Genomic DNA, 22,323 nt, shown 5'->3' with positions numbered 1-22,323 from the left:
CCAATTAGGGTGAGGGTGACGTCCAATTAGAGTGAGGGTGGCGTTCAATCTTCGCAGGAGTGGTGCGCAGGCGGCCGATAAGGTCGGATATCGGTGCTGCCGTCCCTGCGCGTCATCTCTGAGTAGACCGGGACGGCTATCCTGCTAGACCTTCGACTTCAGACATTCTCTTGCGCGAATATCTTGGCATTTTACTAACTTTCGCTCAGGCCAGGATAAACATCAACTTACGCTGAAAATCATCGAGCTCAGATACCTTTACATTCACGATCTGCTCTAGCTGATAATTGCTGTGGGCACTGTGCAGGCGCAGGGTGTCGGCGTCGAAGCTTAATTTTTCGGTAATGGTGCGGGCCTCAACAAAGCCGCTAATACCGTAATCTACCAATTCTACGGTGAAACCACCGCCATTGACGTGGGCAATGCGGGCCGGGTAAACCGTGTCGCTAGTGTTCGTGGCAAGGTACTGGTATTGCAGCCACTGCTCCATCTGATTGCTGGCTTGACGGCCGTTGCGCAGGGCTTCTTGTAAGCTCGTTGCGGTTTCTTCATCTGGGCGCTGAATGCTTTCGCCGCGAAGCTTGGCGCGAATACAGCGCTGTACTATAAGGTCGCTGTATTTGCGCAGTGGCGAGGTAAACGTGCTGTAGCGTTCTAGGCCAAGGCCGAAATGGGGCTTTGGCTCAGCACTAATGCTGCCGGGCTGAAGCATGCGGGCAAATATACTGCGCAGTGGGAGGCTGGATTCGCTCGCGTCACAGGCTTTAATGAGGGCTTTATAACCCTCTAGGCTGCTTATGTCGCAATCAATCAGCTCAGGTAATTCTTTGGCGATCACTTTGCGTACATTGTCGAGACGGTCTTCACGCAAACCCGCGTGGCTTACGAACAGTGCTGGGGCGTCGCCTAACCATTCCGCCACACTGCGGTTAGCGGCAAGCATGCACTCCTCCACCAATCGGTGGGCGTCGTTGCGCTCAACTTTAATAATGGCTTCGATTTTACGGTGCTCGTTGAGCTGAAAATGGAAGTCTGCTTGTTCTGGCATCACAATGTGATGTTCGCGGCGATAGCGGTTTAAGGCTTGGCTGGCGGCGTAAAGCTCGTTTAGTGCTGGGTAGCCTAAATCCATTTTGCCGTGAATATGGGCGTGTACATCGGTGTAACTTAGCTTGGCGTGGGAACGGATCAGCGCCTCGCTAAATTGAATGTCACTAATATCGCCATCAATACCAACCTGCAGGGTGCAGACAATCGCGGCGCGATCTTCGTCAGCGAGCAGTGAGCAGGCGCCCTGCGAAATGCTATTGGGTATCATCGGCTGGGTAAAGCCTGGCAGGTAAACGCTGCTGGCGCGTTGTTTGGCGGCGATATCAGTCGGGCTGCCCGGCGCTATTACCGCGCCAGGATCGGCAACGGCAACTTTTAGCAACCAGCCTTGCGCATTGCTTTGAGCCCATAGCGCGTCGTCTAGGTCACGGGTTTCTGCCGAGTCGATGGTGACAAACGGTAAATCCCGCAGATCTTCGCGGCCGTCTAAGTACTTATCTTCGGTTATACCGCAGCTCGCGGGCCAGTCTCTAGGCAGTTTGAATTTGCGCTGAGTGTATTTGCCTTCGATACCGGGTTGATCGGGACTGCCGATATTTTCAAGTACCTTTACTTGGGATTTGCCGTCTTTAAAGGGGTGCTGTGCCACTTGGCAGTACAGGAGATCGCCTTCGGCGCATTTTTTCCGCTGTGAAGGCGGAATAAACAGCAATTTGTTAAAGCGCGGCAAGTCGGGTTCTACAAAATGGCCCTGGCCCCGCACCACATAACGACCGGTGAAACAGTCCAGTGGGCTGTCGATCAGTTTTTCCAGCTCGGCTTTAAATTTGCCCTTGTCGTCGGTGTGCACCGTAATCTTTACGCGATCACCGGGAAATACCCGCTGCATATCGTCTGGCGCCAGAAATACATCGCGGTTGTCGTCGAGGCGAACAAAACCGAAGCGGCGTTGACTGCCGCGAACTTCGCCCTCACCTTGGTCTTTGGTTTCAACAATATGAGTTTTGAGTTGGCGGAGTTGCTGCAGGGCATTTTTGTCGAGCATGGAGGCCTGGTACCTGTATTCGGGTCGCTAAAAAGGGGTACAGGGTAGCGGAAATGCGCTGCTGAGTCTTCCGATATCAAAGTAATAACGGTTGACATTGATGGCCATCGCTTTTAATAATCAAGCTACGCTGTGTTGTATGGAGCGGGCTGTTGCCGCCAAACTCTTATAGCCTACGGGCTGACAGTAACAAACCTTTCGCGCTTCGCGTCTACGCTGCGCCGTCGCTACCGTTTTACACCCTTCTTTTTGATGCCCTTGTTTATTCCCGGCCCCATTGTGCTCAAGCTTCGAAGACGATGATGTGCCGATTTTTCGCTATGTTGCCAACAGAGAGTCCCCTATGGAAAAAATCTTTGTTCTTGATACCAATGTTCTATTGCATGACCCGATGGCGCTAAGCGCCTTTCAAGAGCATCGGGTCGTTATCCCGATGACAGTGCTGGAGGAACTCGATCACATCAAGGACAGGCGCGACAAGGATGTGAGTCGCGAAGCGCGAATTGCCATTAACGCTATAGATAAAATTTTATTCAACGCCAGCCCCAAGGCAATACAAGAAGGGGTGCCCATTCCCTCTGCCCGTAATAACGACTTGAATGGCAGCCTGGCTATATTTCCAGATCAATTGATTAACCACGACACTGGTGCGCCCTATCTCGATGGCAGTGAACATCAGGCCAACGATAACCGGATTATAAATGTTGCCCTGTATTTGCAGTTAAAAGCTCCTGAAGCCTATGTTTGCTTGGTCACCAAAGACATCAATATGCGCCTCAAGGCCAAAGGCTCCGGCTTGGAGAACGTCGAGGACTACCGTAAAGATCGAGTGTTAGAAGACATTCAGTATATGGCCAAGGGCTATGAGCATTTGGCGGGAACATTGTGGGAGTCAGTCGATAAGGTCGACACTCTGCGGGAGGGCAGTCAAACCATCCATGTGCTCAACCGGGAGCTGTTGCCGAAGGCGCATATTAATCAGTTTGTTTACGACGACAATGATTTTGTCGGCATGGTGCGCTCACTTGATGAGCATAAGCTAGAGCTGCTCGATCTCAGTCGTGATCAGTTGATGCACCAGCGCATGTGGGGCTTGAGTCCGCGCAATTTTGAACAGGCCATGGCGTTTTTTCTCATCGCGCAAAGTCATATTGATATGACGGTGATGACGGGCCCTGCTGGTTCCGGTAAAACGCTAATCGCGCTCGCGTATGGTTTGCACGCCATTTTAGAAGAAAAACGCTATGACAAAATGATTGTGGCGCGCTCTACGCCGCCGATGGCTGAAGACATAGGTTTCTTGCCTGGTACTGAAGAAGAGAAAATGGCGCCTTGGCTGGCGGCCTTTGAGGATAATTTGGAGGTTTTACACGGCAGCGATGAATCGCCTTACAGTAGCATTGAGTACGTAAAAGACAAGGCGAATATTCAATTTAAGTCACTGAATTTTATGCGAGGCCGCTCCTTTAATAATGCCTATATTGTCATTGATGAGGCTCAGAGCCTCACGCAGTTTCAATTAAAATCCATTATTACCCGGGTGGGGGTGAACTCAAAAATCGTGGTCTTGGGCAATTTAGCGCAGATCGACAACAAATATATTTCGCCGTTGACCTCGGGGCTTACGTATCTTGTTGAAAAATGTAAGAATTTCGAACATGCGGGAATAATGCACGTCAACGGCATTGAGCGCTCGCGACTGGCGGCATTCGCTGAAGAAAATCTCTAAGCCTGGGGCGCGGCTAATGCGTTTGTTGGGGTTTTAATAATGTCAATACGGTGAATCCGAGCTAGAGCTTGACGCGACTTAAGACTAACGTTAACTCGCTAAAGACTGAAACTTGGAGGGCGTTTATGGACATGACACACGATAAGCGTAAAGCAGCCCCCGGGGTGCCCGATAATGCCTTGAGCATGCTGACAGATTTGCAAAAAATCGCTTTGCGGCGCATCGAAAATTTCGGTTGGCAGTTGAAGTTTATCCGCCATCCGAGCTTTGAGCCGCCATTAGTGGTGGTTGAGAACTCGACCGGTGTCAATATTGGCGTTTTAGAAGAAGACGGTGGGGTAAACTTAAATCCGCAAATTATCTTGCGCGACTAATCCCTGTTATCGCTTAACCAAAAAACTTAACCACCTGCTGGTCGGGGTCACGGCTGGCCTTGGCATCGTGAAGCTTTTGTAAATATGCTTCCCACTTAGCCTCTTTGGTTTCGCACAGCTCCCGCAAATAAGCCCAAGAAAAAATACCACTGTCGTGGCCGTCGCTGAACACCAGCTGCAACGCGTAATTGCCCACCGGAATTAGCTCAGTAATCTTCACGTGCATTTTGCCGGTTTGCAGCGTCTCCTGTCCCGCGCCATGACCCCGCACCTCAGCCGAGGGCGAATGCACCCGCAAAAACTCAGCGTCCAAAGCAAACTGCTCACCGCTGGCGTAAGTGAGTTCCAGCTGCTGGGACTGCTTGCGAAATTTAATGTCGGTAGGCGCTTGGCTCATGGTGGTGTCCGTTGGTGGCTAGATGCTGGACGGGAGACGGGAGACGCAAATTCAGTAACAGCGTTTTCCGTCTCCCGTGGCGCGTTTTGCGTATCAGAGAATAAAGCGGCTCAAATCCTCATCCTTCGCCAATTCACCCAATTGCTCATTAACGTAATCGGCATCAATTTTTACTGGGTCTTTGATGTCGCCAGCGTCAAAGGAGATTGATTCCAGTAGGCGTTCGAGCATGGTATGGAGGCGGCGAGCGCCGATGTTCTCAGTGCGCTCGTTCACTTCCCACGCGGTTTCGGCTATGCGGCGAATACCATCGGCGGTGAATTCAATGCTCAAGCCTTCGGTTCCTAGCAATGCCTGATATTGCTCAGTCAATGAGGCGTGGGGCTCGGTGAGAATGCGCTCAAAATCTTCAGGTGTTAATGCTGAAAGCTCTACCCGAATCGGCAAGCGGCCCTGCAGTTCTGGGATTAGGTCCGATGGCTTGCTGAGATGGAAGGCGCCTGAAGCGACAAACAAAATATGGTCGGTGCGAATGACGCCGTGCTTGGTGCTGACCGTACAGCCTTCAATGAGCGGCAATAAATCCCGCTGTACACCTTCGCGAGACACATCGGCGCCACCGGTTTCTTGGCGCTTGGCGACCTTGTCTATTTCATCAATAAAGACAATGCCGTTTTGCTCGGCGGCTTCTACCGCACGGGCTTTCAGTTCCTCTTCATTGATTAGCTTGGCGGCTTCTTCGTCTTGGAGCTGTTTGGCGGCGGCTTTAACGGTTAGGCGACGAGTTTTTTTGCGGTCACCGCCCATTTTGGAGAACATGCCTTGTAGCTGATTGGTCATTTCTTCCATGCCCGGCGGGGCCATGATTTCTACGCCTATCGGTGCCATATTGAGTTCTATTTCAATTTCTCGGTCGTCGAGTTCGCCTTCTCGAAGTTTTTTGCGGAATAGTTGGCGAGTAGTGGTATTGCGCTCTTCGTCAGTGGCCTCGCCACGGGCAGCTGGCAATAAGGCGTCGAGAATGCGCTCTTCGGCGGCGTCAGCGGCGCGGTGGGCCACTTGCTCCATCGCCTGTTCGCGATACAGCTTAATCGACACATCAACTAGATCGCGGATAATGGATTCCACGTCTCGACCGACATAACCTACTTCGGTGAATTTGGTGGCTTCAACCTTAATGAACGGCGCGTTGGCGAGTTTGGCCAGACGGCGGGCAATTTCAGTTTTGCCGACACCGGTGGGGCCAATCATTAAAATGTTCTTGGGGGTGATTTCGTCGCGCAGCTCTTCATTAAGCTGCATGCGTCGCCAGCGATTGCGCAGGGCAATGGCCACCGCGCGCTTGGCATCACTCTGACCAACAATGTGTTTATCTAATTCGTGAACAATTTCACGGGGTGTCATGGTCGACATGGAGACTCCGAAGGCGCCCTTGGGCGCTAGTATTCCAAAGATTCAATGGTGCGGCTGTGGTTGGTGTAAATACAGATATCACCAGCAATGGTCAGGCCTTTTTCAACAATATCACCGGCGCTAAGCTCGGTGTTGTCCATGAGTGCCCGGGCCGCCGCGGTGGCAAAGGAGCCGCCGGAGCCAATGGCAATCATATTGTCTTCGGGTTCGATGACGTCACCATTGCCGCTGATAACCAGGGTGGTTTCTTTGTCGGCGACAATCAGCAGGGCTTCGAGTTGGCGCAGAGAGCGCTCGCTGCGCCAGGCCTTGGCGAGTTCAACAGCGGCCTTGGTGAGCTTGCCGGAGTGTTTTTCGAGTTGAACTTCGAAGAGCTCAAACAGGGTAAAAGCATCGGCGGTGCCGCCAGCGAAGCCAGCCAGCACTTGCTCTTTGTACAGGCGGCGGACTTTGCGGGCGTTGCCCTTCATCACAGTGTTGCCCATGGTGACTTGACCGTCGCCGCCGATAACGACCTGATTATTCCGGCGAACCGAGAGTATTGTGGTGCCGCGAAACTGTTCCACGCGGGACTCCTTATAATTGATAGGGAAAAGCGAGTGTGAACAGAGTTAGTGGGGTTGGCCCTTGAGGTTTTCAAGGGCGCGGGGAGCTTATACTTAGTTCTTTTGGCGAATAACCAGGGTATCAATACTCTCGTTAATCAGCTTGCTGCGGGCATCACTCAAGGTGTTGTGCGATTGGAAGGGGCCAACATAAACGCGGTGCCAGCGCTCGCCGTTTGCTTCAACTGATTCTACTTTGGCATCGAGGCCGAGTAGCAGAATCTGGGCGCGGCGCCGATCTGCATCAGCGCCTTGGCGGAAGGAGCCGGCCTGCAGAATATACTTTTCCATATTGGGGTCAGGCTTGGCATCAACCGGTGGGCGGTCGTTTTTGGGTGCGCTTGCCGCCGCGACCGGCTTGGGTGCAGGGCGCTCGTCATTGACAATGACTTCGCGCTCAGGGAGCAATGTGAAGAAATCGAATTTGGTGTTTGTGGTCACTTCTTTGCGGTCAGCTTTGACCTTGGCCTCGGCGGCGCTCTTGGCGGCAGCTACCTTAACGTCATTATTGGGTTGTTTGCTCAGTGCGCTGAATACCAAAACCGAGCAAATTACCCCGGCGATAAAGCCTGTGCCGAGCAATACCGACGCAGGCAGGCCGCTGCTGGCGGGGCTGCGAGTGGCGCCGCGACTGGTTTTTTTGGGAGCTTGTGCCATGCCTTACATTTCCTCTGGTGCCGACACGCCTAATAAGCTCAGGCCGTTGCGCAAGACTTGTTGTACTGCGCAGGCCAAGGCAAGTCGGGCGTCGCGCACAGCGACATCTTCGCCGAGCATTTTGTGTGCGTTGTAATAGGTGTGAAAGTCGCCAGCCAATTCTCGTAAATAATGTGCCAAGCTGTGGGGCTCAAAGTGCTCGGCGGCGCTGGCCAGTGTCTCAGGGTAGCGTGACAATTTTACTAACAGGTCTTTTTCGGCTTCATTATCTAGCTTGGCTAAATTGGCAAGGCCCGCCGCTGGCGTCCATGTTTCGCCCTGCTCAGCGAGTTTGCGCAGAATGCTGGCTACCCGAGCGTGGGCGTACTGAATATAGTAAACCGGATTGTCCTTGGTCTCGGACTTCGCTAATTCCAAATCGAAATCGGTGGCTTGGTCGGCCTTGCGCATAATATAGAAGAAGCGCGCGGCGTCATTGCCAACGTCTTCACGCAGCTCGCGCAGGGTCACAAACGAGCCCGAGCGGGTCGACATTTGTACTTGCTGGTCGCCGCGATACAGCGACACAAACTGCACCAGCCGCACCACGAGTTTTTCGGGATCGATGCCCATGGCTTGCAGTGCTGCTTTAACCCGGCAGATATAGCCATGGTGATCGGCGCCCCAAATATTGACCACGGTGTCGAAGCCGCGCTCAAACTTATTGAGGTGGTAGGCAATGTCGGAGGCGAAATAGGTGGTTTGACCATTGTCGCGCTTCACCACGCGGTCTTTGTCGTCGCCAAAGCGGGTCGACATAAACCACAGGGCGCCATCGCGCTCTTCAATAAAACCATTGTTCTGTAATTTGGCGATGGCGCGGGCGACCTGATCGGGGTTCTGGGTCAGGCTGCGCTCAGAAAACCACTGTTGGTATTCGATGCCGAATTCGGCCAAATCGCTGCGAATATCGCCAAGAATGGCATCTAAGCCCTTGTTAAACGTAATCTGGTAGTTGTCGCCAAGTAGCGCTTTGGCGCGGTTGATAAGGCCGTCGATATGTTTTTCTTTGTCGCCCTCGGGGGCGTCAGCGCAAACGCCAGCAAAGGCCTCAGCGGCGGAGTGGCGCAGAATTTCGCCGTGCTCGGCCAGCAGCTCGCGGCCATAGTCGGCAATATAGTCACCCTGGTAGCCATTGCTGGGGAAGGTGATGGTTTCGCCGCAGGCTTGCAAATAGCGCAGCCATACGCTGGTGCCGAGGATATCCATCTGGCGACCGGCGTCATTCACGTAATATTCACGGCACACATCGTAGCCAGCGGCTTCCAGCATATTGGCAACGCTGGCGCCGTAGGCTGCGCCGCGACCGTGGCCAACGTGCAGCGGGCCAGTCGGGTTGGCAGAGACAAACTCAACCTGCATCGATTTATTGCGGCTGGGGTGACGGCCAAACTGCTCACCCTGAGCGAAAATATCGTGTAAAACCTGATAGTTACTGGCTTCGTCAACGAAAAAGTTAATAAAGCCGGGTCCGGCGATGTCGACTTTAACAATATCGCTGGTCTCGGGCAGGGCATCGACAATGAGTTGGGCAATGGCGCGGGGGTTAGACTTTAAGGGCTTGGCCAAGGTCATCGCGATATTGCTGGCAAAATCGCCGTGGGCCTTGTCGCGGGTGTGCTCCACCTGAATATTTGCCACCAGATCTTCCGGCCAAGCGTGGGCGCTGCGCAGGGTTTGCAGGGCCTGATGGATATGTGCGGCAACTTTTTCTTTCATGGCGTGGGGCTAGCTCTCTGGCGCGAAACAAGGCCGCGTATTATCCCTGTTTACGGGCGGCGCGGCTAGTGTCCGAACCGTAGGTGGCGGCTTAATAAACAGAAGTGTATTGTTTTCGTCAAAAAAATTGGCTAATTGGCACTGCTGGGCTTGTTAAAACCCACGCTGTCGGGTCGATATTTTCTGATCAGCTCGGGCACCTGAAGTTGCCGTTATTCAGCACGCCAAAGCATACTGGTGGTAGTAGGAGAGCCGGTGATTGCTGAGCGAAATTAGTGCTTTGGCGGCATTGATTTGGCGCGAGGCGGGGCGGATGAAATTATGGGGTGGGCAGGGTGAGAAATTCTGTCAGAAGAGGTGAAGCTAAAGGAGCCAGAGAATTAAGAGATGAAATTAGGTGACAACATGAGTGGCTAATCTAAGCTATGATTTGCAGAGATGCCGTCGGAGTTGGGTGCATAAATTCAGGCGTTGATACGGTAGCAGTCTTGAAAAAACATTATTTGATGTGGTAGGGTTTTTTGGCTGCAAATTTTTAGATCTATTTAGTGACAAGGATTGTCGCAATGAGTGTCATAACGATCATAAGAAACCTTGTGGTTATACTTGCCATAATTTGGCGAATTAATCTCATTGGGTCAAGTGTAGGTAAGGGCCTAAGGTGGGTGATGGTTGCCCTCCTTGGGCAGTTAAGTGGCAATATAATTTTATTGGTTAACCTGTTTTTTCCGGACAGTGCCGATTTTTCTAATAAGTATGTCTTCGAATTATCGACTCGCTACCGTTGCGTGTTGGTCGCAATTTCTTCCTGTGCGTTAATTGGATGCGCGAGATCAATGTATTACTTCTTATCTGATTGTTGCTGGTTTCTGAGTGCCAGTGCACCCTTTTAATATTGGTGATTACCTGTCGTGGTGGGTAATGGTTTAAATAATAGTGCCTGGATTTTTGGGTGCATAATAATAGTTCAGGTTAATTTGCGTAGGCATTAAGTTTGCGCAATTATAATTTAATTAAATGGAGGGGTTATGGCTATTAAATAGGAATGGTTGGGGTGATGGATTGTAAACATTACCGCTTTTCAATTACTCATACTCAAAAGGATTTGATTATGTATAAAAAGATGATTGTGATTTTCGCGGTAGCTCTGCTGCTGTTGAAGGGATCGCTTGCGCTTTCGGCTGAAAGTGTTGAGACAGCAGCTGCCGATTATGTGGCAAATTTACTTGCTAATGATTCGGGGTATCCGATAGGCGACCCTCAGGAGCTTCAAGAGAATATAGTTAAATTATACGGAGAGTTAGAAGGAGTTGGGATTGCAACAACGGATCAAATTGATGCGTTTGTTAAATCACTTGGTGCTCGGAAGTTGCTAGATAAAAAAGTTGTAAGGAAGGCATTTTGGTCACTGATTTCTACTTCAACGGAAGGTACTTGGGGTGATAGGCAGGCACTTGCTATTTTCTTGCTGCACCCATATGCGATGGAGAGTGGGGCTTGCAGTGTTGATAAAATAAATCCAAGTGCCATCAATTGTGCCTTCGCAATTGAACCAAGGGAGGCTAGCGTCGCGCTTAAAGTCGGGGGGCAAACCTTAGAGTTAGACTCGAACTCTGACTTAGCTTACATACTAGCAATAAACCCTGATGATTCATCAGCGTCAGCTTCTAGCACCGGCTATACAAACTACAATGATGGTGACGGAAGTAGTGATTATGTCAATGTGTCAGATTGCTATAACTATGACTATTGGTGGGCTTACAGTTACAAATGGGAAAGCAATTTCGGGGGCATAAAGGCTTGGGCAGAAGCACTTGCATTTGCGAAGTTGCAATTGTTTACGAATATGGCCGATACAGCATTTTTAAATATCCCGATTGGCTTAAGGTGTAATTGGTTGTGCACGACCAGTTTTCTAGTAAATTGCCTTGACAAAGTTGTGGCAAACGATACGTCAGGAGCTGTGCAGTGTCTTGCTAGCCATGTTTCGAAGGAGGGCTTCAGTATCCATAAGTCGGGTAGCTATCATCAGCATGTTACTGCAGCGGGGCGATGTCTTGTGGAGCAGGCAACCGCGACTTCTCGGCCACACTTTAAAGCTTATCAAGAGGGTACGTTTGATGGCGATTACGAGCTCCCCCCTGAGGTGGAGGCATATATTTCTAAGGGTGATTTGAAGTTTGGAACTAACCATCAAGTTGCTGCGGCAGAGGATTTGAGTTATTCCGGTCGGAGCATTTACCCTTTGCCAACACGCGCGGCTCTCGCAAATATTGCGCTTCCGCTATATACAGCACCGCTTGCTGTGCAAGGCTATTCCACCTGGACGCATGATTTTTCAAGAATAGCTGGATGGGATTTTAATATTATATTTAATGCTCAGGATGCCCTGCCTTCCTCCTTGGATATGGCTGTGGATGGTAAGTGCGAGACGGTATGGCGACATCCAAGTGATAGTAGTCTCTACGCTCGCGGAGACCAATTTCAGATCTTTCATGGGCCTAGTTATGCGCTGGGGCAATTCGACGTGATAGTTGGGTGGCATACTTATCACCCGGTTTATGCTTGTACAGATAATTTCTTGTAAGATTTTTTGCGGCATCAAGTATGGTGCCGTTTTTTTAAAATTTGATATTCATATTGCCGTTTCTAGAAGTTTTATGGAGGTTGAGTATTTGTTTTCGGAAATGACTTGGTGATCGCGGTATCGAGGGTATTTACATGTTTCGCATTACATTTTTATTTCGCGCGCTCTGCTCGGTACTTGTGCTGACACTTGTCGCTTGTACGTCGGTAACTAATGTTAAACCCGGGGTTAATGCTTCTTTGTATTTGGCTGTTAATGAGAGGTATTTGATACGATTCAAAGATGGGTCGCTTGAAAAGGTGAAAGTTGTTAGGGTCGGAAGGTTGGACTTTAGTGACTCTAGCGGGCATACCCATTATTTTGATCAGGTATCAGAAATTAGCAGGGAAGAATTTAGTGGCTTAAAGACTGTGGGGTTTGTAATTGGAAGCTTAGTTTTATTTGCACTGATAGGCCAGTTCCTAGTTGAAGACACATTGAGGAAAAGTGAGGATTAATTCCTGTAGTTTGCCAAATAAAGAGAGTGGTTGGACGGTTTGGAGTGTTTTTTGAAAATGTTATCGGAGTGGATTGTGAGCATAAAGTAGTGCTATATTTTTGTCGCTGCTGCGAATTCCTATTTTTAAAATGGTAAAAGTGCACAGGCTAATCATTCTGTTTTGAGCGGCAAGTTTTATAGTTAGTGGTAGTGTTCAGAAGTTAGTCCTTGGTTATTGCCTACTAAAACAAATCTATCGGGTCTACATCGACCGACCAGCGCAGGCTTTTGTGCTTGGACAGTTGGTCGCCGGTGTGGCAGGCAATGGCGAGTTGGCGGTGTAGGGTGGGGCGGCGCTCAGCTTGGAGAATGAGCGCGGCGCGAAAACGTCCGGCTTTGCGGGTCATGGGTGCGGGTAGGGGGCCGACTATGCTCCAAGTGTTGTCGCTGGGGGCGAGTTCGCTGCGAATTGCGGCTAAGAAGTCTTCGGCGCAGCGCAGGCTGCTAGCGTCGGCGCGAATCACGGCGCTAAAGCTCACTGGTGGCAGGCTCAGTAATTGGCGCTCGGCCAGTAACTGTTGGGCAAAGGGTTGGTAGCCCTCGCTCACCAGTGCCAGCAGGGCAGGGTGATCTGGGCAGTGGGTTTGTATATAAACTCGGCCGGGTTTGTCGGCGCGACCCGCGCGACCGGCTACTTGTACTAGTAATTGGCCGCTGCGCTCGGGGGCGCGGAAGTCGGCGCTGAACAGGCCGCCGTCAATATCAATAATGCCGACGAGGGTGACGTCGGGGAAATGGTGGCCCTTGGCCAGCATTTGGGTGCCAACCAGTATGCTGGGGCGGCCGTCGCGAATACCATCGACTAAACTTTGCATGCTGCCCTTGGCGGAGGTGGTGTCGCGGTCGATGCGAATCACGTCAACCTCGGGGAAATGGCGTTTAAGGCTTAGCTCTAAACGCTCGGTGCCTGGCCCCTGAAAAATCAACTGGCTGTTATGGCACTGGGGGCAAATGTTCGGCAGGGCTTCGCGGGCGTCACAGTGGTGGCAGCGCAGCTCGCGGCGGCCGAAGTGGGCGGTCATTTTGGCGTCGCAAGCGTGGCAGTTGGCTACCCAGCCGCAGCCATGGCATTGCAGTAAAGGTGAAAAGCCTCGGCGGTTGAGGAAAATTAAAACCTGATTGCCTGCTTGCAGGGTGTCGTGGGCGGCGTCGAGCAGGGTTTTGCTGAGGCCTTCGTCGAGGTTTTGCTGGCGAATATCCAGAAGGCGAATATCAGGTTTGCTGGCGATGCCTGCGCGCTCGCGCAGCTCAAGTAATTGATAGCGGTCTTGGGCGGCGTTGTGCAGGCTATCGAGGCTTGGCGTGGCGCTGCCGAGCACCACGGGGCAGTTGTGGTCGGCGGCGCGCTTAACCGCGATGTCGCGGGCCGAGTAGCGCCAGCCCTCCTGCTGTTTGTAGGATGCGTCGTGCTCTTCATCGACAATGACCAGCCCGAGTTTTTGAAATGGTGTAAACACCGCCGAACGGGTGCCAAGCAGAATTCGGGCGCGGCCGCTGCTAATGTCCTGCCAGCTGCGATAGCGCTCGCCGTCGCTAAGACCTGAGTGCAGGGCGCGCACTTGGCCGGGAAAGCGGCTTTCAAAGCGCTCTAAGGTCTGCGGGGTTAGGCCAATTTCAGGAATCAGAGTGAGTACTTGCTCGCCCCGCGCCAAGCACTCGGCAATGCTGCGCAAATACACTTCGGTTTTACCACTGCCGGTGACGCCGTCAAGCAGGTAGCGCGCAAATTGGCCGAGGCTATTGCTGACGGCTGATACGGCGTGTTGCTGTTCGGCATTGAGTGCAAGTTCGGTGTTGTTTGCGTCGATACTTGGCGCGGCCGGGGTGTCGGCTTGCTGTAAATAGCCGCCATTAATCAGGGCGTTGAGTACCGCATTGCTGTAGCCAAGGTCTTTGATTTGGCGGCGAGACAGTTGTCCCGCTTGTCGAATTACCGCTAATAAGCTGATCTGCTGGTGGGCGCGAGAGGCCGGTTGCGGCAGTTCCTCCCAGTTGGCGCTGAGCTGCCAGTACTGGGCGGGCTTTTCTTTTGGGGGGCTGGCTTTGCGCAGTACTACCGGCAGCATTTGCGCAAAACAATCACCAACTGGGTGGTGATAATAGTCGGCGGCCCAGCGGCCGAGCTGGACTAATTCGGCTGCTAGGCTAGGCTGTTCGTCGAGGACTTTTAAGACGGCTTTTAATTTATTGCTGGGTATGTCGCAGATGACATCAAGCGCGATAACAACGCCCACTAATTGTTGGCGGCCGAAGGGGATGCTCACGCGCAAGCCAATTTCTGCGTCGCGCCCCAAACTCTCTGGCCATAGGTAGTCAAAACCTCGGCGCAGAGGGCAGGGGACGGCGACGGTGACGAGTTTTGACATAAAGCGGCGGCTATTTGGGCGTGTGAAAACGCCAGTGTATAAGAATTATGGCTTGGGGCGGAGCGAAGTTTTTGCGCAGCAGCGCGCTCAGCTTGCTTCTTGGGATAATTCTGTTAACATTCGCCGCCTGAATTTCAAGCTAATTTTGAAAGTAGCAGCCTGCGCGGTGCCCGGCAAACGATCGGGTGGCGGCGTCCATTGAGGAAAGACCCATGAAAGCAGATATCCATCCAAATTATGTTGCCATGAGCGTGACTTGCAGCTGTGGTAACGCCTTTGAAACGCGTTCTACTCTGGGCGATGCCCTGCACGTTGACGTTTGTTCATCCTGCCACCCGTTCTACACTGGTAAGCAGAAAATGCTTGATACCGGCGGCCGTGTTGATAAGTTCCGCAAGCGTTTTGGTTCTCGCGGCGCAGTGGCGGCACCTACCGAGTAATTTCCCGGTAGTGCTTAGTGGCTGCGCAGGCAGCCACCATAGAAATGCCCGGTGCTCATCTGACCGGGCATTTTTGTTTGTGAGCTTTGGGTTTAGGTCGAATCTCGCATTAATACGCTAAGCTTGTCGTTACCCGCGGTGACAGTAAATGTTGTCGTTGAATACAAGAATGCCTTTAAAACCCAGCTGTGACGGGCTTTGTCACATACAGTGACTTGTTACTGCAAGTTCTTTTCTATATGCTTTCTCGCCTCTCTGAGAATGCATTCATATTGGGATTAATCGAATGTCCAAAGATGTTAAGCAGGCGGCTCTGGATTACCACTCGCTCCCGACACCAGGCAAAATCGGCATTATGCTGACCAAGCCTGCCGAAACCCAGTACGACTTATCATTGGCCTACAGCCCCGGTGTGGCCGAGCCAGTGCGGGAAATTGCCCGCGATCCTGCTAATGCTTACAAATACACCAGTAAGGGAAATTTGGTTGCGGTTATTTCCAACGGTACTGCTATTTTGGGTTTGGGCGATTTAGGTCCCTTGGCCAGCAAGCCGGTAATGGAAGGCAAGGCGCTTTTGTTTAAGCGCTTTGCCGATATCGATTCGATTGATATTGAAGTTGACGCAGAAGACAGCCAAGCATTTATCGACACCGTTAAGCGTATTTCCATTACCTTCGGCGGCATTAACCTTGAAGATATCAAGGCGCCCGAGTGTTTTGAGATAGAGCGAGTTCTGAAAGAGCAGTGCGATATTCCGGTTTTCCATGACGACCAGCACGGCACCGCCATTGTGACGGCAGCCGGCATGTTGAATGCGCTGGAAATTCAGGGCAAAAACCTAGAAACCGCCAAAGTAGTTTGTCTTGGTGCAGGGTCTGCTGCTATCGCTTGCATGCGTCTGCTGGTTAGCCTTGGCGCTCGTTACGAAAATATCTTTATGATTGACCGCAGCGGCGTGATTTATCCTGGCCGCGACGGTGTTAACGAGTATAAAAAAGAGTTCCAAAACGATACTGAGGCCCGCACCCTGCAAGATGCGATTAAAGACGCCGATGTATTCGTGGGTTTGTCGGGAGCGGATCTGCTCAGTGCTGAGATGCTCTTGTCGATGGCGCCAAAGCCGATTGTGTTCGCCTGCTCTAATCCAGACCCAGAGATTCAGCCCGAGTTAGCGCTGTCAGTGCGCAGCGACTTAATTATGGCAACAGGGCGCTCCGACTACCCGAACCAGGTTAATAATGTCTTGGGTTTTCCGTTTATTTTCCGGGGTGCGTTAGATGTTCGTTCCACGGCCATTAACGAAGAAATGAAAATTGCTGCGGTGCACGCGCTTCGTGAATTGGCGAAAGAGCCGGTTCCGCAGGTTGTTATAGATGCCTGTGGCGTGACGGAATTGGCCTTTGGTCCCGATTACATTATTCCTAAGCCGGTAGACCGCCGTTTGCTAGGCAAAGTGTCGGCGGCGGTTGCGCAAGCGGCTGTTGACACTGGCGTCGCTAATTTGCCGTATCCGGCGCATTATCCGCTGAGCTAGACGTTAGATATCAGACGCTAAAACAAAGCCGCCGTAATTTAGCTTACGGCGGCTTTTTTATGGCGCTGAGTTTGGCTTAATTCTTATCGCCGTTCTGGGCGATAATCTCTTGAATACGTTCTCTTAACCATTGGTGGGCGGTGTCATTATTGGCGCTGCGATGCCAGTACATCTGCATTTCCAGTGCGGGCAGTTTTAGTGGCAGTGGGTGACTTTGCAGGGGTAAAAACTGTTGGAAACGCAGCGCCAAATGCCGTGGCAGGGTCAATAATAAATCTGACTCGGCAACGATATGGCTGGCGGAATAGTAACTTTGGCCACGTAAAATAATATTGCGATTTAGGCCCTTGCGGTTGAGAGCGGCATCTTCAATCACGCTGCCCCGGCTGCGACCAGACACCGCAATATGTTGGGCTTGCAGATAGTTTTTCAGGCTTAGCGCCGCTGCTTCCAGCGGATGCCCCTTGCGCATCATCACCCATAGATCATCTTTAAATAAGAATTGCTGTTGAATGCTGGGGTCAACGGCTTGCGGGATATCGACCGCCATTGATATTTCGCCGCTGATTAATTGGCGGCTGAGTTGATCGCGAGCTAGGCGCTGACTTTGTAAGCGTATGCCCGGCGCGTACTCCTGCAATTGCTTAATTAGGCTGGGTAGGGCGACGAACTCCATTGGGTCGCCCATACTAATAATAAAGCGGCGCTTAGACGTGGCGGGGTCGAACTGCTGGCCGCGATGCAAACTCTCTTGGAGTGAAATTAATGAATTGCTGATGTCGGCGGCAATACTGTCGGCTAGTGGGGTGGGGGCAATACTCCGGCCACGGCGAGCAAACAGTGGGTCGTCAAAATGCTCGCGCAAACGTGCAAGGGCATTGCTCACCGCCGGTTGGGTAATGTGCAGGTCTTTGGCGGCCTCGGTAAGCGAGTTGGCGCGGTAGACCGCGTCGAATACTTTGAACAGATTGAGATCCATAGGCTTAGCCGCTTAATTCATTCGCAGTAGTGATGATATAACATTTATAAAATAAATTAGACTGATATTTAAACTGGCCGTATGTTTGATGGAATAACTGAGGAGAGTACGTCATGGATTTTAGTCACAGCCCACGCTGCCAAGAATTGATCGATCAGGTGCGCGCCTTTATTAAAGATCGCGTAGAACCCTTAGAGGCTGAGCTGCTACCTGCAATGCTAGCTAGCCGTGACGGTGGCGACTGGACTAAATGGCGGGTCGATCCGAGAATTGAAGCCCTTAAAGCGGAAGCGAAAGGCTTGGGTTTGTGGAATTTCTTCTTGCACGACGCTGAGCGCGGAGCCGGTTTGTCCACCTTGGAATACGCGCCCTTAGCCGAAGAAATGGGGCGCTCGCATATTGCCGCCCAAATTTTTAATTGCAACGCCCCAGATACCGGCAATATGGAAGTGCTGTGGAAGTACGGTAGCGAAGCGCAAAAGCAGCAGTGGTTAGAACCCCTGCTCGAAGGCAAGATTCGCTCGGTATTTTTCATGACCGAGCCAGATGTCGCTTCTTCAGATGCGACCAATATGGAAGCCACCATCATTGAAGATGGCGATGACCTCATTCTCAACGGTAAAAAGTGGTGGTCGTCTGGGGTGGGTGATCCGCGCTGCGAAATTGGTATTTTTATGGGGGTGAGCAATCCGGAGGCGGCGCGTCACAGCCAGCACTCAATGGTGCTGGTGCCAATGAAAACGCCCGGCGTGGTCATTAAACGAATGTTGCCGGTGTTCAATGCCTACGATGCGCCTGAGGGACACGGTGAAGTGTGGTTTGAGAATGTACGCGTGCCCAAGAGCAATATGATCTTGGGTGCCGGGCGTGGTTTTGAAATTGCCCAAGGGCGGCTTGGGCCTGGCCGGATTCACCACTGCATGCGGGCCTTGGGCGCCGCAGAAAAAGCCTTAGAGCTCATGATTAAGCGCGGCAAGTCACGTATTGCCTTTGGTAAACCCCTCATTAATTTGGGCGGCAACCAAGAGCGCATTGCAAACTTGCGTATCGCAATCGACCAAGCGCGCCTGCTGACCCTCTATGCGGCATGGAAAATAGACAATGTTGGCGCGCTGGCCGCGCTGACTGAAATTTCTGCGATTAAAGTTGTTGCGCCCAATGTGCTGCAAGACGTGGTCGATGCCGCCATTCAAATTCACGGCGGCGCTGGGGTTTCCAACGACACACCGTTGGCGGGCATGTTTGCCATGGCTCGGGTGTTGCGTCTGGCCGATGGCCCCGATGAAGTTCATCGCGGCCTGATTGCCAGAATGGAATTAGCTAAATACAAATAGGCTGCGGCCAAAACCAAGTATTAATAACAGGGCCTCACGCGGGAGCAAGAAAAATATGGATTCAAAACGGGTTTTTATCACGGGTGGTGCGTCTGGCTTGGGCTTGGCGTTAGCTAAATGCTTTGCCGACGCCGGTTATTGGGTGTGTATTGGCGACGTAAACGACAGCCGGGGCGCAGAGGCGTTGGCCGAATTGCAGGCCAAGACTACCGCGCACTATTGCAACTGTGATGTCACCCAAGAGAGCGCATTGCAAGCCGCTGCCGACTGGCTGCTCAGTGAGTGGGGCGGTGTCGATGTGGTGGTGAATAACGCGGGCGTGGCCTCGGCGGGGGGCATTACCGAATTTCCCCTGAGCGACTGGGAGTGGATAGTTGATATTAATGTGCTGGGCGTGGTGCGCGGCTGTAAGGTTTTTGCAAAACTGATGCAGGCTCAGGGCAGTGGTCACTTGGTGAATGTTGCCTCGTTGGCGGGTTTGATTTCGCCGCCGAAAATGGCGTCCTACTGTGCGACGAAGGCGGCGGTAGTGGCGATATCTGAGGTGCTGACCTTGGAGTTAGACCCAGACAATATTGCGGTGTCGGTGGTTTGCCCGAGCTTTTTTCGCACCAATTTGGCAGAGTCAGTGCGGGCTTCAGACCCAGACTCCCAAGCAGCGACTCAGCGCCTGGTGAACAAGGCCAAGCTCAGTGCCGACGAGATCGCCAGCCGCGTCTTTGCCTCTATTGAAAAGCGCGAGTTTTATATTTTGCCTCACCCTGAAGGGCGCAAAATTTGGCGCCTAAAGCGCTGGTTACCGTTTCCGCGTTTTCGCGCCATGATGCTCAAGCAAACCAATCGCATGATGAGTAAGCGCGATGCCAGAAAATAGTGGCTTAATTGATGTTGCCGGTGGTGTGCGCAGCGGCGAGGAGCTGGATATCGCTGCGGTGGATGCCTGGCTAAAACCGCGGATTGCGAATTTAAGTGGTGAGCCCGTGGTGACGCAATACAGCGGTGGTGCGTCGAACTGGACCTACCGCCTAGAATACCCAAGTCACGATCTCATTCTGCGGCGGCCGCCCAAAGGTACCAAGGCGAAGTCTGCCCACGATATGGGACGGGAACACAAAGTGCAGGCCGCTTTGGCCCCGGTGTTTCCCTACGTGCCAGAGATGCTGGCGTTTTGTGATGACCCGGCGGTAATCGATTGCGATTTTTATGTAATGCGGCGTATTCCGGGCCTGATTCCCCGCGCCAATATGCCCAAGGGCTTGGTGCTGAGCGCAGAGCAGACTCGAGATTTATGTCTTTCCGTGGTCGACAAGCTCGTCGCGCTTCATCAAGTGGATTACCGCGCGGCGGGCTTAGAAGACTTGGGCAAGGGCGAGGGCTATTGCGAGCGGCAGGTTAAGGGCTGGAGCGGACGGTATAGCAAAGCCAAAACTTGGAATGTGCCCTCGTTTAAAAAAGTGATGAGCTGGCTGGCTGCCAACACCCCCAGCGACGTGCGCAGCTGCGTGATTCACAACGACTTCCGGTTTGACAATGTGGTGCTCGACCCCGCCAATCCGAGCTCGGTTTTGGGTATTCTCGATTGGGAAATGGCAACCCTTGGCGACCCGCTAATGGACTTGGGCAGCGCTTTAGCCTATTGGGTTCAGGCCGATGATGACCGCTTTATGCGCTCGACGCGACGCCAGCCAACGCATTTGCCTGGCATGTTAAGCCGCGACGAAGTGCTTGAATATTATAGCGACAAGATGGGCCTGAAAATCGACAATTGGGCATTTTACGAGGTGTTTGGCTTATTCCGGTTAGCGGGAATCATTCAGCAAATTTACTATCGCTACTACCATAAGCAGACGAATAACCCGGCGTTTAAAAACTTCTGGGTGGTGGTTTGGTATCTCGACCGTCGTTGCCGACGCATTATTCGAGAGCAGCGCTGATGCCCGCGCTGTATCTAATTCGCCACGGTCAGGCCTCGTTCGACGCAGAAGATTACGATCAGTTGTCCTCGCTGGGTGAGCAGCAGGCGGCGCATTTAGGTCGCGCTTTTGCGGCAACGGCGCTACGCCCTCAGCATATTGTCTGTGGCGGCATGAAGCGCCATCGGCAGACGGCAGAGCATTGTTTAGCGGGCTTGAACGGAGAGTCCGTTAGCGAGGTGGATTGGCAAATAGACCCCGACTGGAACGAGTACGATCATCTCGATTTACTGCAGGCATACACCGCCGCACCCGGGCAGGGTGAGCAGATGGTGGCCGATATGGCGGGTGAAAATCCCCGCGTCGGATTTCAGCGTCACTTTGCCAAGGCAATGCAACGCTGGGTCAGTGGTCAATACGATGATGAGTACGCCGAAAGTTGGGCGCAGTTTAGCGCCCGTATTCGTCGCGGTTTAGACGCGGCGAGTCGCAATGCCAAAGGCAATGTCTTTGTTTTTACCTCGGGTGGTGCGATCTCGGCGGTGTGTGGGCAAGTACTGGGTTTAAACGCTAACGCTAGCGCCGAGTTGAGTTGGCAATTAGCCAACGCCGCCTATAGCAAAATTCTCAGCGGCCAGTCGGGCCTCAAATTGCTCAGTATTAATGAGCACAGCCACTTCGATGGCCGTCATCGCGAACTCCTTAGTTATCGTTAACACGGAAATTTATTATGCGTAAAAATATTCTTATTACTGGCGCGAGCTCGGGCTTGGGTGAAGGTATGGCCCGTGAGTTTGCCGCCAAGGGGTGTAATCTCGCCTTGTGCGCTCGCCGTATTGAGCCCATGCAAACCTTAAAAGCGGAGCTAGAAGCTGCGCACCCCGGCGTAAAGATTTTCATTCGTGAGCTGGATGTTTGTGATTACGAAAAGGTTTTTGAGGTTTTTCGCGCCTTTCGCGACGATCTTGGCAATCTAGACCGAGTGATTGTGAACGCGGGTATGGGTAAGGGCGCATCCTTGGGTACTGGCCATTTTGCGGCGAATCGGCAAACCGCAGAAACTAATTTTATTGGCGCGCTGGCGCAGTGCGAAGCGGCGCTGGAAATATTTCGCGCCCAAAACAGTGGTCATTTAGTCACCGTGTCGTCTATGAGTGCAGTGCGCGGCGGCGCACGCGCATTAAATGTTTACGCCGCTAGTAAAGCGGGCCTGCGCAATATGACCGAAGGTATTCGCGCCGACATGATCGGCACGCCGATTAAAGTTAGCTGCATACTGCCGGGCTTTATTCTTACACCAATCAACTCGGGTCTTAAAAAAGCGCCGCTGCGGGTGGATTTAAAAACCGGTTGTAAAGCAATGGTTAAGGCCATAGAAAAAGAACCCGCCGAAGCCAAAGTGCCAGGCTGGCCCTGGGTTGCCGTGGGGTTTGCAATGAAGGTATTACCTTTGAGCGTTGTGTCGAAGATGACCTAGCGCGGCAAGATGCTTGCCCCTGCCTTCGCAGGGGTGACCGGGAGACAGTAAACGCAAAAGCAGGTTAGCGCGCTGTGAGTCATACCTGCGAAGGCAGGTATCTATGTGAGCAAAGCGAATGCAGTAG

18 protein-coding genes are annotated in these 22,323 nt (G+C 52.3%); 10 read left to right on the top strand and 8 right to left on the bottom strand.

Annotation, left to right across the window (positions count from 1 at the left end; genetic code table 11):
- Positions 1 to 205: 205 nt before the first annotated feature.
- A complete protein-coding gene (locus AZF00_RS16990) occupies positions 206 to 2,095 on the bottom strand; it encodes a VacB/RNase II family 3'-5' exoribonuclease (RefSeq protein ID WP_062384374.1) in 1,890 nt (629 codons plus the stop codon).
- A gap of 343 nt (positions 2,096 to 2,438) precedes the next feature.
- Here AZF00_RS16990 and AZF00_RS16985 point away from each other — a divergent pair, with 343 nt between their 5' ends.
- Both AZF00_RS16985 and AZF00_RS16980 read left to right on the top strand, forming a co-directional pair.
- Complete coding sequence (locus AZF00_RS16985) at positions 2,439 to 3,824, top strand: PhoH family protein (RefSeq protein WP_008252461.1); 1,386 nt, start codon at positions 2,439 to 2,441, stop codon at positions 3,822 to 3,824.
- Between the two features lie 125 nt (positions 3,825 to 3,949).
- Positions 3,950 to 4,198 (top strand): hypothetical protein, encoded by a 249-nt coding sequence (locus AZF00_RS16980; RefSeq protein ID WP_062384371.1) that lies wholly within the window; start codon positions 3,950 to 3,952, stop codon positions 4,196 to 4,198.
- A gap of 13 nt (positions 4,199 to 4,211) precedes the next feature.
- On the opposite strand, the gene AZF00_RS16975 is transcribed toward AZF00_RS16980, so the two are convergent.
- From AZF00_RS16975 to argS, 5 genes are all read right to left on the bottom strand, one after another.
- Entirely contained in the window at positions 4,212 to 4,595 is a 384-nt protein-coding gene (locus tag AZF00_RS16975) for a gamma-butyrobetaine hydroxylase family protein (RefSeq protein ID WP_062384368.1), read from the bottom strand.
- Between the two features lie 93 nt (positions 4,596 to 4,688).
- On the bottom strand, positions 4,689 to 6,008 hold the full coding sequence (gene hslU / locus AZF00_RS16970; RefSeq protein ID WP_062384365.1) for an ATP-dependent protease ATPase subunit HslU: 1,320 nt from the start codon (positions 6,006 to 6,008) through the stop codon (positions 4,689 to 4,691).
- 26 nt (positions 6,009 to 6,034) lie between these two features.
- On the bottom strand, positions 6,035 to 6,574 hold the full coding sequence (gene hslV, locus AZF00_RS16965; protein WP_008252455.1) for an ATP-dependent protease subunit HslV: 540 nt from the start codon (positions 6,572 to 6,574) through the stop codon (positions 6,035 to 6,037).
- A 93-nt stretch (positions 6,575 to 6,667) separates the two neighbouring features.
- On the bottom strand, positions 6,668 to 7,270 hold the full coding sequence (locus AZF00_RS16960) for an SPOR domain-containing protein (RefSeq protein WP_008252454.1): 603 nt from the start codon (positions 7,268 to 7,270) through the stop codon (positions 6,668 to 6,670).
- Positions 7,271 to 7,273: 3 nt separating this feature from the next.
- On the bottom strand, positions 7,274 to 9,028 hold the full coding sequence (gene argS / locus AZF00_RS16955) for an arginine--tRNA ligase (protein ID WP_008252453.1): 1,755 nt from the start codon (positions 9,026 to 9,028) through the stop codon (positions 7,274 to 7,276).
- 1,054 nt (positions 9,029 to 10,082) lie between these two features.
- On the opposite strand from argS, the gene AZF00_RS16950 reads away from it, so the two are divergent.
- Positions 10,083 to 11,615, top strand: coding sequence for a hypothetical protein (locus AZF00_RS16950; protein ID WP_143829474.1), 1,533 nt, complete (start codon positions 10,083 to 10,085; stop codon positions 11,613 to 11,615).
- Positions 11,616 to 12,335: 720 nt separating this feature from the next.
- On the opposite strand, the gene AZF00_RS16940 is transcribed toward AZF00_RS16950, so the two are convergent.
- Positions 12,336 to 14,519 (bottom strand): primosomal protein N', encoded by a 2,184-nt coding sequence (locus tag AZF00_RS16940; protein WP_062384358.1) that lies wholly within the window; start codon positions 14,517 to 14,519, stop codon positions 12,336 to 12,338.
- Between the two features lie 212 nt (positions 14,520 to 14,731).
- Between AZF00_RS16940 and rpmE the strand changes: the two genes are divergently transcribed.
- Positions 14,732 to 14,959 carry a 50S ribosomal protein L31 gene (gene rpmE, locus AZF00_RS16930; RefSeq protein WP_008252447.1) on the top strand — a complete coding sequence of 76 codons (228 nt, stop codon included), beginning with the start codon at positions 14,732 to 14,734 and terminating at the stop codon, positions 14,957 to 14,959.
- A gap of 286 nt (positions 14,960 to 15,245) precedes the next feature.
- Complete coding sequence (locus AZF00_RS16925; protein WP_008252446.1) at positions 15,246 to 16,493, top strand: malic enzyme-like NAD(P)-binding protein; 1,248 nt, start codon at positions 15,246 to 15,248, stop codon at positions 16,491 to 16,493.
- Positions 16,494 to 16,569: 76 nt separating this feature from the next.
- Here AZF00_RS16925 and AZF00_RS16920 read toward each other — a convergent pair whose 3' ends face one another.
- Complete coding sequence (locus AZF00_RS16920; RefSeq protein WP_008252440.1) at positions 16,570 to 17,472, bottom strand: LysR family transcriptional regulator; 903 nt, start codon at positions 17,470 to 17,472, stop codon at positions 16,570 to 16,572.
- Between the two features lie 113 nt (positions 17,473 to 17,585).
- On the opposite strand from AZF00_RS16920, the gene AZF00_RS16915 reads away from it, so the two are divergent.
- Genes AZF00_RS16915 through AZF00_RS16895 form a run of 5 tightly spaced genes read left to right on the top strand, consistent with a single transcriptional unit; the run spans position 17,586 to position 22,196 of the window.
- The gene (locus AZF00_RS16915; RefSeq protein WP_008252438.1) at positions 17,586 to 18,806 is read left to right on the top strand and encodes an acyl-CoA dehydrogenase family protein; all 1,221 of its coding nucleotides are present in this window, start codon (positions 17,586 to 17,588) and stop codon (positions 18,804 to 18,806) included.
- A gap of 55 nt (positions 18,807 to 18,861) precedes the next feature.
- A complete protein-coding gene (locus tag AZF00_RS16910) occupies positions 18,862 to 19,680 on the top strand; it encodes an SDR family oxidoreductase (RefSeq protein ID WP_008252436.1) in 819 nt (272 codons plus the stop codon).
- The gene (locus tag AZF00_RS16905; RefSeq protein WP_008252434.1) at positions 19,667 to 20,740 is read left to right on the top strand and encodes a phosphotransferase family protein; all 1,074 of its coding nucleotides are present in this window, start codon (positions 19,667 to 19,669) and stop codon (positions 20,738 to 20,740) included. The genes AZF00_RS16910 and AZF00_RS16905 overlap by 14 nt, the downstream gene beginning before the upstream one ends.
- Positions 20,740 to 21,435, top strand: a complete 696-nt coding sequence (locus AZF00_RS16900; RefSeq protein ID WP_008252433.1) for a histidine phosphatase family protein — start codon at positions 20,740 to 20,742, stop codon at positions 21,433 to 21,435. Before AZF00_RS16905 ends, AZF00_RS16900 begins: the two co-directional genes overlap by 1 nt.
- 14 nt (positions 21,436 to 21,449) lie before the next feature.
- Positions 21,450 to 22,196 (top strand): SDR family oxidoreductase, encoded by a 747-nt coding sequence (locus tag AZF00_RS16895; RefSeq protein ID WP_008252432.1) that lies wholly within the window; start codon positions 21,450 to 21,452, stop codon positions 22,194 to 22,196.
- Positions 22,197 to 22,323 lie beyond the last annotated feature (127 nt).

It is taken from the genome of Zhongshania aliphaticivorans (assembly GCF_001586255.1).
GTDB classification, from domain to species: Bacteria; Pseudomonadota; Gammaproteobacteria; order Pseudomonadales; family Spongiibacteraceae; genus Spongiibacter; species Spongiibacter aliphaticivorans.
The sequence above is the reverse complement of the archived record's forward strand: the minus strand, read 5'-3'. Positions and strand labels throughout refer to the sequence as shown.

Bases quoted from the DNA above. Each gene is read 5' to 3' on its own strand.
- AZF00_RS16990 (WP_062384374.1), bottom strand. From the start codon at position 2,095: ATGCTCGACAAAAATGCCCTGCAGCAACTCCGCCAACTCAAAACTCAT.
- AZF00_RS16985 (WP_008252461.1), top strand. From the start codon at position 2,439: ATGGAAAAAATCTTTGTTCTTGATACCAATGTTCTATTGCATGACCCG.
- AZF00_RS16980 (WP_062384371.1), top strand. From the start codon at position 3,950: ATGGACATGACACACGATAAGCGTAAAGCAGCCCCCGGGGTGCCCGAT.
- AZF00_RS16975 (WP_062384368.1), bottom strand. From the start codon at position 4,595: ATGAGCCAAGCGCCTACCGACATTAAATTTCGCAAGCAGTCCCAGCAG.
- hslU (WP_062384365.1), bottom strand. From the start codon at position 6,008: ATGTCGACCATGACACCCCGTGAAATTGTTCACGAATTAGATAAACAC.
- AZF00_RS16960 (WP_008252454.1), bottom strand. From the start codon at position 7,270: ATGGCACAAGCTCCCAAAAAAACCAGTCGCGGCGCCACTCGCAGCCCC.
- argS (WP_008252453.1), bottom strand. From the start codon at position 9,028: ATGAAAGAAAAAGTTGCCGCACATATCCATCAGGCCCTGCAAACCCTG.
- AZF00_RS16940 (WP_062384358.1), bottom strand. From the start codon at position 14,519: ATGTCAAAACTCGTCACCGTCGCCGTCCCCTGCCCTCTGCGCCGAGGT.
- rpmE (WP_008252447.1), top strand. From the start codon at position 14,732: ATGAAAGCAGATATCCATCCAAATTATGTTGCCATGAGCGTGACTTGC.
- AZF00_RS16925 (WP_008252446.1), top strand. From the start codon at position 15,246: ATGTCCAAAGATGTTAAGCAGGCGGCTCTGGATTACCACTCGCTCCCG.
- AZF00_RS16920 (WP_008252440.1), bottom strand. From the start codon at position 17,472: ATGGATCTCAATCTGTTCAAAGTATTCGACGCGGTCTACCGCGCCAAC.
- AZF00_RS16915 (WP_008252438.1), top strand. From the start codon at position 17,586: ATGGATTTTAGTCACAGCCCACGCTGCCAAGAATTGATCGATCAGGTG.
- AZF00_RS16910 (WP_008252436.1), top strand. From the start codon at position 18,862: ATGGATTCAAAACGGGTTTTTATCACGGGTGGTGCGTCTGGCTTGGGC.
- AZF00_RS16905 (WP_008252434.1), top strand. From the start codon at position 19,667: ATGCCAGAAAATAGTGGCTTAATTGATGTTGCCGGTGGTGTGCGCAGC.
- AZF00_RS16900 (WP_008252433.1), top strand. From the start codon at position 20,740: ATGCCCGCGCTGTATCTAATTCGCCACGGTCAGGCCTCGTTCGACGCA.
- AZF00_RS16895 (WP_008252432.1), top strand. From the start codon at position 21,450: ATGCGTAAAAATATTCTTATTACTGGCGCGAGCTCGGGCTTGGGTGAA.